This is a genomic window from Agarivorans sp. B2Z047 (assembly GCF_023373605.1).
GTDB classification, from domain to species: domain Bacteria; phylum Pseudomonadota; class Gammaproteobacteria; order Enterobacterales; family Celerinatantimonadaceae; genus Agarivorans; species Agarivorans albus.
In genome coordinates, this window is the sequence record NZ_CP088080.1 from 2,979,786 (window position 1) to 2,991,593 (window position 11,808).

At 44.4% G+C, this 11,808-nt stretch carries 9 protein-coding genes; 6 read left to right on the forward strand and 3 right to left on the reverse strand.

What is annotated here, in order from left to right; genetic code table 11:
• Position 1 precedes the first annotated feature (1 nt).
• Genes LQZ07_RS13765 through LQZ07_RS13790 form a run of 6 tightly spaced genes read left to right on the forward strand, consistent with a single transcriptional unit; the run spans position 2 to position 6,282 of the window.
• On the forward strand, positions 2-2,125 hold the full coding sequence (locus LQZ07_RS13765; RefSeq protein ID WP_152784773.1) for a type I secretion system permease/ATPase: 2,124 nt from the start codon (positions 2-4) through the stop codon (positions 2,123-2,125).
• Complete coding sequence (locus LQZ07_RS13770) at positions 2,118-3,437, forward strand: HlyD family type I secretion periplasmic adaptor subunit (protein ID WP_152784771.1); 1,320 nt, start codon at positions 2,118-2,120, stop codon at positions 3,435-3,437. The genes LQZ07_RS13765 and LQZ07_RS13770 overlap by 8 nt, the downstream gene beginning before the upstream one ends.
• 16 nt (positions 3,438-3,453) lie before the next feature.
• Entirely contained in the window at positions 3,454-4,770 is a 1,317-nt protein-coding gene (locus LQZ07_RS13775) for a TolC family outer membrane protein (RefSeq protein WP_152784769.1), read from the forward strand.
• Positions 4,767-5,372, forward strand: coding sequence for an OmpA family protein (locus LQZ07_RS13780; RefSeq protein ID WP_152784767.1), 606 nt, complete (start codon positions 4,767-4,769; stop codon positions 5,370-5,372). The genes LQZ07_RS13775 and LQZ07_RS13780 overlap by 4 nt, the downstream gene beginning before the upstream one ends.
• Complete coding sequence (locus LQZ07_RS13785) at positions 5,369-5,602, forward strand: hypothetical protein (protein ID WP_152784765.1); 234 nt, start codon at positions 5,369-5,371, stop codon at positions 5,600-5,602. The genes LQZ07_RS13780 and LQZ07_RS13785 overlap by 4 nt, the downstream gene beginning before the upstream one ends.
• An 8-nt stretch (positions 5,603-5,610) precedes the next feature.
• The gene (locus tag LQZ07_RS13790; RefSeq protein WP_152784764.1) at positions 5,611-6,282 is read left to right on the forward strand and encodes a PstS family phosphate ABC transporter substrate-binding protein; all 672 of its coding nucleotides are present in this window, start codon (positions 5,611-5,613) and stop codon (positions 6,280-6,282) included.
• Positions 6,283-6,370: 88 nt separating this feature from the next.
• On the opposite strand, the gene pfkB is transcribed toward LQZ07_RS13790, so the two are convergent.
• From pfkB to ptsP, 3 genes are read right to left on the reverse strand one after another with little or no spacing between them, the layout of a single operon-like run.
• The gene (gene pfkB / locus LQZ07_RS13795) at positions 6,371-7,288 is read right to left on the reverse strand and encodes a 1-phosphofructokinase (RefSeq protein WP_152784762.1); all 918 of its coding nucleotides are present in this window, start codon (positions 7,286-7,288) and stop codon (positions 6,371-6,373) included.
• Between the two features lie 9 nt (positions 7,289-7,297).
• Positions 7,298-9,028: an alcohol dehydrogenase catalytic domain-containing protein gene (locus tag LQZ07_RS13800; protein WP_152784759.1), complete on the reverse strand. Its 1,731-nt coding sequence runs from the start codon at positions 9,026-9,028 to the stop codon at positions 7,298-7,300.
• Positions 9,029-9,060: 32 nt separating this feature from the next.
• Complete coding sequence (ptsP, locus tag LQZ07_RS13805) at positions 9,061-11,685, reverse strand: phosphoenolpyruvate--protein phosphotransferase (protein ID WP_227981574.1); 2,625 nt, start codon at positions 11,683-11,685, stop codon at positions 9,061-9,063.
• Between the last annotated feature and the right edge of the window lie 123 nt (positions 11,686-11,808).

Here is an 11,808-nt window from a genome sequence, read left to right on the forward strand (position 1 = left end):
CATGGATAAGCAGGATGCTTGGCTAGAAAGCATAGAGTGGCTATGCAAATATTTCGGTCTCCATTTTAATAAATCGGTGACTGTTAGAGGCTTACCGCTTGCAAACGGCAAGCTAGAAGCTGACTACTATGCACGAGCTTGTGTACAGGCGGGGCTTTCAGCCACACCGATTAAACTTATTCAACTTAAGCAATTTACCGGGCTATTGTTAGTGGTTGATAAACAGCAACAGTTACGCATTGTCTCTTCGATCACCAAAGAAGTAGTTATCTATCAAAACACCAACCAGCCCAGTAGCCAACAACAAGCTATCGCAGACTTTATGACAGAAGCTACCGAACAAGCTTGGTTGATCACCCCGCTACAAAACACCGATCAAAGGGTTGAACAACTACACCAAGGTAAAAAAACGCATTGGATTTATAAGGCTCTTGACCAAGCAAAACCGTGGTTTAGAGATTTACTGGTAGCGTCTATCTTCATCAATCTATTAGCCATGGTAGTTCCGTTGTTTACCATGAATGTTTACGACCGCGTGGTGCCAAACCAAGCTTTTAATACCCTATGGACACTTGCCATAGGCGTAACTATTGCGCTGATATTTGATTGGTTGCTACGTAAAGCGCGTAGCAACATCACCGACATGGCAGGCAAGCAAATAGATAACACCATCTCAGCTAGCATTATGGAGAAGGTATTAGGCATGCGTTTAGAAAACAAACCACAATCAGTGGGTGCGTTTTCTCGGCAAATACAAGACTTTGATAGTGTGAGAGATTTTTTTACCTCGGTAACTTTAGTCACCTTGGTTGACCTTCCTTTTACGCTTTTTTTCTTAGCCTTGATTGCATGGCTAGGAGGTCCAATGGTGTTTGTTCCATTAGCTGTATTAAGCGGTTTAATTGTCTTTAGTTTGATAATGAAAGCTAGAATCGCTGCCAGTATGGAACAAAGTGCAAAGCTCTCTACCCAACGACAGGCAGAGCTTTTTGAAAGCCTCACTACCCTTACCGAGCTCAAGCAATTTAACGCTGAAGGCGTCAATCAGCGGAAATGGGAGCAAACAACAAGCCAAATGGGCGACTGGCAAATTCGTTCTCGCCATCTAAGCAATCTAATCAGCCACTCAATAGTTACTAGCCAACAAGTTGTCACCATTGGGCTGGTGGTTATTGGTGTTTACCGTATCTCAGAGGGATTACTGAGTATGGGCGGATTAATCGCAATTGTAATGTTAAGCGGACGAGCAGCTGGTTCAATTAATCAGTTATCTATGCTTATTTTACGTTACCAACAATGCCGAGCAGCAATACAAGGGCTCGAGCAAGTGATGGCATTACCGCAAGAACATCAAGCAGAGCATAAAGTCCAAGCAAACAACTTTGAAGGTAAAATCAGTTTTGAAAAAGTGAGTTTTTGTTATCCAGAGCAAAATTTTAATGCCTTAAGTGACATTAACTTACAATTAATGCCTGGTGAGCGCTTAGGGCTAATTGGCAACGCGGGCTCTGGCAAGTCTAGCCTTATTTCATTAATGGCTAATCAATATGCACCTAGCTCTGGTCAAATCAGTTACCAAGATATCGATGCCTCATTGTGGGCACCAACAGTATTACGCCAACACATAGGCTGGTTAGGACAAGACCCGGTATTGGTGTTTGGCACGGTAATACAAAACATTTTGCTAGGTAGCACATCGCTAGATGAAGAAAAACTAACCTGGGCGATTCAACATTCTGGCTTACAGGCCCATTTAAGCAGAATGAGTAACGGACTCGAAAGCCAAGTGGGCGAACGCGGTATGTTGTTATCAGGAGGCCAGAGGCAAGCAGTTGCTCTAGCTAGAGCTTTATACCGTAAACCCAAACTACTGCTGCTAGACGAACCTGTCAGCGCCTTAGATAACAACAGCCAAAGTTTAGTGAAACACAGCTTAGCTAAACTCCCCCGCGACATGAGCATAGTCATAAGTTCGCACCAACAAAGTTTACTTAGTATTTGTGATCGGATCATCGTATTGGAAAGGGGCCATATCGTCGCCAATGATAAAGCCGATGTAATCCTAGGGCTTCAAAGTAAAAAACGTCACTCTGTTAGTGTGGTAAGGGAGGCCAAACATGACTAATCAACTTGCTTGGCAACAACAACGCTTAGCGCAACAATCTAGGCACATAATATGGCTTTGCGGATGCCTTATCATCTGCTTAGTTGTATGGGCTGCATTGGCTACTTTAGATGAAGTTATTGTGGGTAATGGCAAAGTAGTACCCTCATCTGCCATTAGCAAAATTCAAAGTTTAGAAGGCGGCATTGTTAAACAGCTATATGTAGAAGTGGGTGATCAAGTTAGCCAAGGCCAACATCTATTGTCTTTAGAAGACACCCGTTTTAGAGCGGCTTTTCAAGAGAGCGAACAACAACGTAGCACCCTGCTCGCTCAAGAAACTCGCCTCATAGCCGAGTTAGCCAGCGTTAATATAAACAATGCTAGCAACAATTGGACGAGCCAAGTGTTAGTCAAACCTCTTGAGTTAAGCTTTATTAACCAAAACCAACGGGCTCAAACTAATGCTACCGCCAACTACCAACAACGGATCCGCCAACTTAACGCGCAACTAGAAGAAGCAACTTTAGCAATAGAACAACAAACCCAAGCGCTTAACGAGGCGCTTGGCAATCAGCAAACTCTACAACACAGCTTAGCCGTAGTAGCGCAAGAAATATCAATGTTAGAAGACGTAGTTGCTAGCGGTGCTGTTGCAAAAGTCGAATTACTAAAACTACAACGCGACAAAATTCAGCTGGATGGGGATATCGCAAGCGCACAACTGATGGCCAGCAAACTAAAGGCTGCTATTAACGAAGCAATCTTAGAGCGCCGCAATATAGCCGTTGAATTCAGAACCAAAGCACAAGCACAGCTTAACGAAGTATCAGCAAAACTCGCTCAGTTAGATGAAAGTCAACACGCTGTTGCTGATCAACTAAATAGAACCAAGCTGGTTGCTCCCATAGACGGGACCGTTAAGGATATTCTTGTTAGGTCTGTCGGTGGCGTGATTCGCCCAGGTGAAGCAATAATGGAAATTGTCCCGAAAGATAGTCAATTGATAATTGAAACTAAAATTGCCCCTAAAGATATTGGCTTCATCCGGACAGGCTTGCCCGCCATGGTGAAGTTTACCGCCTTTGACTTTGTAGTGTACGGCGGCCAACAAGGAGTTGTGAGCTACGTTAGCCCAGATGCCCTTCAAGACGAAGATGGTAGCACCTATTACCAAGCCCATATTCAATTAGACCAAACAAACAACACTAACTTGCAAGTAATCCCCGGTATGCAAGCTATGGTGGACATACTAACCGGGGAGAAATCTGTATTGAGCTACTGGCTGAAACCTTTATTGCGGGCTAAAGCTAACGCTCTTCGTGAACCCTAACGGATGAGGAAAAGGAATGCGATCATCTGTAATAACCGCTGTTGCTTGCCTATTTAGCGCAAATGCCGCAGCGTTTTCACTAGAACAGTCGGTAGCTTACGCTATTGATTACAGCCCAGACATTGCTGGGCAATACGCACGCTTTCAATCTGTGTTGCGCGATGTAGACGGCGCTCAAGCAGACTATTTGCCACAACTTAATGTTTACGCCGCAGCTGGTTACGAAGACACCTACTATAACAGTGGTGTACAAATACCCAGCGACGAGCGAAACATGAACCGAACTGAGGTAGGTATTAAAGCGTCTCAATTACTATTTGACGGCTTAAAAACCAACGCCAATATATCTCGATTAAGTTTTGAGGCTGAATCAGAACGTTTATTGCTGTTATCAGACGCCGAAAACGTTGCATTAGATGTAATACGCGTTTATCTAAATACTTTAAAAGCTCAAACGGTATTAGAGTTAAGCCAGCGAAATGTTGTTGAGCATGAAGAAATTTATGACGATATTTTGGAGCGCACTCAAAAAGGTTTAAGTAGTAACTCAGACCTTGCACAAATATCCGCTCGTGTGGCTACTTCAAAAAGCTCGATGATTGCTGCAACCAATAACCTCTACGATTTGCGTACTCAATACACCCGCTTAGTCGGTAAAATTCCCGATAATCTGGTTAAACCACAATTCGATTATCAGCTTATTCCACCCAATAAAGAAATTGCCATTCAGCAAGGTATTGACGCGCACCCAGAAATCCAATCAGCAATGGCTGACATAGAAGCCGCTCACCAAGAAACTCGCCGAGAAAAAGGCAATTATTACCCAGAGTTTAATATCGAAGCAGTGGCCAATCGCAATGAAAACGTAGGTGGATTAAGAGGCCCTGATCGTGATGCTCGAATCATGCTTACCATGAGTTACGACATTTTTAGCGGTGGCAGAACCATAGCCAATACCGAAGCAGCAGCATGGCGTAGCGAACAAGCCAGAAATACCAGAATTCGCGCCCAACGCGAGGTTGTAGAAGGCACTACATTAGCTTGGCACGCCTACGAGCTTCTGGCTCAACAAAAACAGCTATTACAGGTAAATGTAGACGCAGCAAAAGCCGCAGAGCTGGGGTACATCGAGCAGTTTAATGTTGGAAGGCGCAGCTTGTTAGACGTATTAGATGCCAAGGTAGAAGTGTTTCTAGCCCGTAAAAATTATATAGAAACCGATTACGAACACACCCTAGCAGCTTATAGGATCTTAAATGCAATGGGACGATTAACATACGCGTTACGTGTTGAGTATCCCGAACAATGGCAAACAGGAGCGAACAATAAATGATTAAACTTATCGCAACTGTGTTTAGTGCCAGCTTACTAATAGCTTGCTCCCACCAACCAGACACTCGGCTAAGTCGCCACCAAATCGATGATCTACGAGATCACGACAACGACGGAGTCATCAACCAACGAGACAAGTGCCGAAACACTCAAGCTGGAACGATTGTCGACAACAATGGCTGTGCTGTTTGGCTTAGTCACCAAAACTATCTGGTTCAAAGTATTCTATTTGATCTGGATAGTGCTACTCTCAGGAGTGATCAAACAGAGACATTACAAAAAATTGCTCTTCAGCTTAAACAAAAGCCCACACTACAAGTTACCTTAATTGGCGATACCAGTAGTGAAGGTAGCGAAAATTACAATCACCAACTAGCCGTAAAGCGCACCAATGCCATTAGCCAAGCGCTGTTTAATAAAGGCATAAGCCCAGACCAAATACTGGTGCAAGAGTACTACCAAGAAACTGAATACACCGCAAAACTAGAACAGCGAAAGCGACGAGTAATAGCGGTGTTTAAAGAGCAACAATTGCAAGCCCAACAACAGTGGACCATATACAGCTCAGAACAAGGTACGAACCAACAAGGAGTTAAACAATGATTCTATCTCGTAGCGTACTTGTATCTGTTTGTTTTCTGTTTAGCTTTATTGCTCAGGCTAATAATCATCATCGCGTAATTGTAGAAAATGAGCTGGTAGAGCCAGTAAAAGAGCTAGTTAAACATGCCCAACTAAGCAAGCAACTTGGCATCATCAAAACTAATAATGTTGCGCACAGTTTTATTGAAAAGGTAAAGGCTACGTTGGCATTAGCTCTGAACGTTGGCTAGACAGCGACATGGCCGAGTTTGTTAGGCGTTATGGTTACCAACCCACCGAACTGTTTTTCAGTTCTGATGCAGCAGCAATATTAGTTCACCCAGAGAATCCGGTTAACGCCATAGATATGCGCTCTCTAGCAAGACTATTTGCTTGTAACGACACAAACATCTCATCAAGCTGGAATGCACTAAAACTGAGCTCCAGCGAGGATCAGATACAAACTTACGCAGGCTTAAACGAACTCAAGCAACACAAGAAGTTTACCGATCTCGTTGCCTGCAAAGGCGAACAACAAAGCTCTGTAAAGCAGCTTGAAGCAGCTCAACTTTTAGCTACCCTTAACCAACAGCCCAATGCTATCGCCTATACCCTATATCAAAGCAACTTCGACCAAGCAAAAGCCCTGCAGCTAATTGATGCCAGCGGCGACTATTTTGACCTAAACCACGAAACTATTTTGTCGGGTCGTTACCCCCTCGCCAACGTCTACTATATGTACGTAAATTTGGCACCTAGCGGCAGTTACCCTGCCCCCGCATTTAAACAGTTTGTTCAATATGTTCAGACTCAAGAAGCGCAACAAAGAATGCGCAAGTACGGTTTTATTCCGCTGCCAGAAGAAGCCATACAACGCAATTTAGTTACCCTAAATCAAGTAGAACCAGAAATAGCCGGAGGATACAAATAGATGCAGCGTTTAGCTTGAAGTAAGTTTCAATTAACCCAATAAAAAAGGCTTATCTTTCGATAAGCCTTTTTGCTGTAGCTTCTAAAACTTAGTTTATTTCTTTTCTAAGTTGCTCTACTTGATCAAGTGAACCTAAATCAGTGCCCTGCCTGCTAGCGGATGCAGCGCCACAAGCCAAGCCATAAGGTAAAGCCTGAGCTAATGATTCGCCTAAACTTAGGCGCCAAACCAACCCGGCCACCATAGAATCTCCGGCCCCAATTGGGTTAGCTTCAACAATACTCGGGCTGGTAAACTCGGCGCATTGCTGTTCATTTGCCATTAGCGCGCCTTTTTTACCCAGAGACACTACTAAGTTCTTAGGTCCCATGGCGAGTAAAGCTTGGGTCCAGCCTTGAGTTTGTTTTAACTCCTCGCTACTTAAACCCAATAGCTCTTGAGCTTCATCAAGGTTAGGTTTAACTAAGCTTGGCTGAGCCAAAATCCCTTCTCGCAGAGCCTCTCCACTGGTGTCTAATACCGCATGTGCGCCAGCATTTTCAATCAGTGTAATAAGCTCTGCATAAAAGTTAGCTCTTACGCCCTTAAGTAAACTGCCACCTAATACCCACCAGTCACCTGCGTGCAGGTTTTGTTTAACTTGGTCGACTAAGCTTTTTAGCTCTTCTGGGCTAACTTCTGGGCCCGCTTCATTCACCTTAATATGTCGCTTGTTCCCCGCTTCCACAACGGTAACGTTGGTGCGGGTTTCGCCTGCTATTTGAGTAAATTGGCTTTTAATATCCATTTTACTCAATTCGCTTGCTAGGCGTTGACCAGTAAAGCCACCAATAAAACCCATTGCGGTGCTTGTTACACCAAGGTTTTTAAGCATCCGAGATACATTAAAGCCCTTTCCACCGCAATCTAGGCGTGAGTGATTGGCACGACTTACACTATCAAAAGCAAACTCATCTATTTGCAGCTCTAAATCAGCAGCTGGATTTAGTGTTAATGTGTAAATCATTGTCATTCCTTATAAGTAAGCTTCGAACAAGGCTTTTTCGGCTGCAATGTTCCAGGTGTTACCTTTACCTAAGGCGTTTGCCACAGTAGGTAACTGTTCAGCTAGTTCATCTAAACCTAATAGCGGTAAATCTTCTAGTTGTGGGAAGATCAGGATCTTGCCTGGGTATTTAGCATCAATCATAGCTTCAATACCATCCTTAGCCACATTCATACCGCCAATAGCTGCTACACAAATGGCAGGAGCAATGTTACCCGCTACAGTGTTATCCATCACCACTGTTTGGTCTTCAATTGTTAAGCCTGAAGTACCCGTGTATTGGGCATTACTAAGGTAAACAGAACTAAAGTCTACCGGTGCCAAGGTGCCATTAGGAACACCAGCAAACAATACCAACATGCCGTCATCTTTCATAAAGGTAGCTGACTCGGCCATGATATCGGCATTTGGTACACACACCACTACGTCGTCGGCCAACTTGCCTTGACTATGAGACTCTACAAATTCTGGCAGGCTCACTGGGTTGTTAATTGGGTTGTAAGTGACCAATTCACAGTTGTTGCTTTCGGTTAAGCTAGCAAAACGCGCTTCAATTTCAGCTAAACGCTGGTCGTTAATGTCGGTCACAATCACTTGACGAGGACCGTCTTTAAGCTCAATTGCGCGCTGAACATGCATTTGACCCATTGGGCCACCGGCACCAACAAAAACAGCAAAGCCATCTTTTCTTAAATCACAGCGGTTGCGCTGCTCCCCGTAGGAGTCGGCGACATCTACACCATTATTACCAATAAAGGCAACGTAGTCGTAATGTAAACGGCCAACATCGGCATTTACTAAACCATCTACTGGTTTCTTACCGACCATATTCATGGTACCGCGACGGGCAACATGTTTAGCAATACTTGTTAGTTCATCGGCTGATTGTGGCGCTAGTACCACAATGTCATCAAAGCCTACGCCATCTGTAAACTCAGCAACTGCTTGTTCTAAGTTGCCGGCGTTAATGTCGTTGCGAATCAACACATTTTTAGCTTTGCTTTCTACCAAAAGACGAAAAGCTTCCGGTACGTTGCTAAGAATTACAGTGGCAGGAGCTTCTAAGCCTTTAGAAAAACCATAAGCTATTTGGTCATCGGCTTGGCCAGTGATCCACATTACACCGCCTTGTTTTGGCTCTAAGCGACGACGCTGGGTATAAGACGCCCAAACACATCCCCAAGGTTCAAGTAACGCTGCTTCAGCAAAACCTAATTCGTCAGACACTTTAAGCAAACATGAACCTGTATCAGTTTCTAATACTTCTGGCCCAATTAAGTGATACTGAGTTAAGCCGCCAGGAACCGTGTAACCGTAAGCGGTACTCTTACCATTTTGGTAAATATCTGGCTGCATCGCATAACGCTCACCCACTTTGTATTCACCACTAAGGCCTTCGCCCACTTTAACTACCGTGAGAGTGGCTTCATGGCCCAAACGCGTTGGTTCTTTGCGTAAATCTCGGTTGTACAGTTTAGGGTGCGAGCTACCTTGGTTAATTAACTTAACATCAGAAAAGCACAGGCCTACTGCGTCAACTCGTACTAGCAGTTGGTTATCTGCTGGTTCAGGTACATTGAATAGTTCTGGCTGATTATCTTTACCAATGTTTTCCACACCGGCGCCGTACATGTTCCAAGTGCTGGTGGTATTTGGTGTTGCTTGGTCTAGTTGTTGATATTTTTCGTATTGACTAGTCATCTTGATACCTACTCTTTATATTCTGTTTTCTACTAAATAAGATCATCATGGTTTTTGTACATCGCCATGACAGCTTCGGAGCTACACATTTGCAGGGCTTTTTCTGCTTTAGCCTGCAACTTGCTGTAAGACACCGAACGAATGATGTTTTTTACTGCTGGAACATTAGCTGGACTTACCGACAGCTCTTGAACCCCCATACCCACTAATAAACAAGCAATGTTAGGGTCGGCAGCCATGTTGCCGCACACCCCTACCCACTTACCGTTGGCAGTGGCTGCTTTAACGGTCATAGAAATTAACCTCAACAAACCTGGATGGTAGCTGTCAGCTTCACAGCACAACTCCGGGTTTAGTCTGTCCATCGCTAAGGTGTATTGGGTTAAATCGTTAGAACCGATAGAGAAGAAATCGACATGTTTAGCTAAGGTGTCGGCCACTAAAGCGGCAGATGGCACTTCAACCATAATGCCTAAGGGCAGTTCAGGTGCATTAAGTGACACACGAATTTTATCGGCCATTTCTTTGGCTTTGGTCCATTCAGACATTTTGGCGATCATTGGGAACATAATGTGGATCCCTGATTTACCAAATTGTTCTACTTGCCAAATTGCTGTGCGATAGATGGCTTCTAGTTGACGTTCAAACATGTCTTGGTGTTTAAACGATAAACGTACGCCACGAACCCCTAAAAACGGGTTATCTTCGTGCGGCATATCCATCCACGACACCGGTTTGTCACCACCAATATCCGCTGTTCTTACAACAAGTTGGCGATCGCCAAGCTCTTTCGCGATGCTTTTAAGTGCGTCTATCTGTTGCTCAATAGAAGGTTCTTCGCTTGAAGCTTCAAACAAAAACTCGGTTCTAAGTAAGCCTGCGCCTTCTCCGCCATTTTCCAAGATACTTGGTGCATCTTTAGGTTTAGCGATGTTACAAACTACCTCAATATGGCGGCCATCTTTAGTTACAGCAGGTTCATGTTGATGCTCTGCTTCGGCCAAACGCATTTGTAACCAAGTGTCGATGTTTTGGCTTGCTTGCTCTAGTGTTTCACTACTAGGGTTAATCACTACGCTAGCACTTTGCGGATCGACCACTGCCATTTGTTGGTCTGCCACTTCGCACAACTTGCCAGCGCCAACGCCAACCACTGCAGGAATACCCAAGCCGCGCGCTAAAATCGCCATATGACTGTTAGGTCCACCTAACTCGGTAGCAATGGCTTTTACCGCTTTGCCTTCTAAGCCAGCAGTTTGCGAAGGTGAAAGATCTTTTGCCAACAAAATGAACTCTTCATCAGGGAAACTTAGTGTTTCAGCTGAGGTAAGAATGGCGATAACACGCTGGCTTACATCATTTAGGTCGGCTATACGTGCCTTTAGTCGCTCGTCTTCAACTTTAGATAAAGCATCAATTTGTGACGTTAAGGCTTGTTGCCAAGACCAAGCAGCGCTGTTGCCTTGCTCTATGTATTGCAAGCATTCTTGATTTATGGCTTCGTCGCTTAGTAGCTGCTTTTGCGCTTTTAAAATAGCGGCCTCTTGTGGGGCTTTTTCTAACAGCTTGTTATGTAACTCGTCGCTTTGTTCAGCGGCTTTACTTAGCGCTTCTTGTAGTGCTTGCTTTTCATTACTTTCGCCACTGCCTTGCTGCTCAACATTAATGTTTGAGGCACGCAGTACAAATATAGGAGCAGCGGCAATGCCCGGTGAGGCTGCCATCCCCTGCAACACCGCATCACCAGTGGCATTGGCTAAAGCTGGCAAGCCCGCTAAAGGATTAAACTCTGCATTAGCGTTATCTTCTTCACTATCTAGGCCCGCTTTGATCATGTCTGCCAATAGCTGAACCGCTTGTTCGGCTTGCTCACCTTCGGCAGAAACAACTACTGAATCTCCCAATTTTGCGCCCATGGCCAATAATGCAGCCATAGATTTTGCATTGGCAGATTGCTCACCGTTTCGAATGCGGATTTGAGTATTGGCAAAACTGGCCGCTTGTTCACTAAGCAAACTTGCTGGGCGAGCATGCATACCCGCTTCATCCACAATGAGAGCACTTTGGCTAATAGCAAAATCATCTTCAACCACAGCCTCTGCCGAAGCACCAGCTCCTAATGCGTTAATAATGTCGAACTTATTGTCTGTAGATGCTAGTTGAGCAGACAAAGCCTCATCCATTACAACCGTAGTTAGGGTTTGTAAAAGACTAAGATGGTCTTCGCCTTTAGCTGCAATGCCGACAACAAGTTTCACACTATCGCCGTTGTCATTCCAACTGATCCCCTGGGGAATTTGCACAATAACCACACCACTTTGCGCAACTAGGGGTTTTGCTTCGTTAACGCCATGGGGAATAGCCACGCCGTTAATTAAATAGGTACTTACTTTGTTTTCTCTTGCTTGCAAAGCGTCAAAGTAATCGGCGTTTACTAAACCTAGTGCCAACATTTGTTCAGACACAAAACGCAATACTTGTTCTTTGCTATTAAAATTTTGATTTAGAAAGATTTGCTTAGTTTCCACCTGTAGCGAATCTGGCTCTTTTTTAGCAGCAACTGGCTGCTCAATAGTGGCTGACTGCACCAATTCTGGTTGAGAGGCAACCTCTGTCTCTTTCTCACTGGAAGCGAATAAACTTTTAAAAAAGGACATGCTTATCTCGTTTTGTTGATTTAGCAAAACACCTTGCCGCGTAGGCTGGGCAATTTGACGTAAATGGTTAATAAAGATGCGGCCTACAGCGATACTGCTGTGCTGTAGGCGCTACCTAATGAA

Coding starts and splice junctions, on each gene's coding strand:
- LQZ07_RS13775 (WP_152784769.1), top strand. CDS start 3,454: ATGCGATCATCTGTAATAACCGCTGTTGCTTGCCTATTTAGCGCAAAT.
- LQZ07_RS13765 (WP_152784773.1), top strand. CDS start 2: ATGGATAAGCAGGATGCTTGGCTAGAAAGCATAGAGTGGCTATGCAAA.
- LQZ07_RS13800 (WP_152784759.1), bottom strand. CDS start 9,028: ATGACTAGTCAATACGAAAAATATCAACAACTAGACCAAGCAACACCA.
- LQZ07_RS13780 (WP_152784767.1), top strand. CDS start 4,767: ATGATTAAACTTATCGCAACTGTGTTTAGTGCCAGCTTACTAATAGCT.
- LQZ07_RS13770 (WP_152784771.1), top strand. CDS start 2,118: ATGACTAATCAACTTGCTTGGCAACAACAACGCTTAGCGCAACAATCT.
- ptsP (WP_227981574.1), bottom strand. CDS start 11,685: ATGTCCTTTTTTAAAAGTTTATTCGCTTCCAGTGAGAAAGAGACAGAG.
- pfkB (WP_152784762.1), bottom strand. CDS start 7,288: ATGATTTACACATTAACACTAAATCCAGCTGCTGATTTAGAGCTGCAA.
- LQZ07_RS13785 (WP_152784765.1), top strand. CDS start 5,369: ATGATTCTATCTCGTAGCGTACTTGTATCTGTTTGTTTTCTGTTTAGC.
- LQZ07_RS13790 (WP_152784764.1), top strand. CDS start 5,611: ATGGCCGAGTTTGTTAGGCGTTATGGTTACCAACCCACCGAACTGTTT.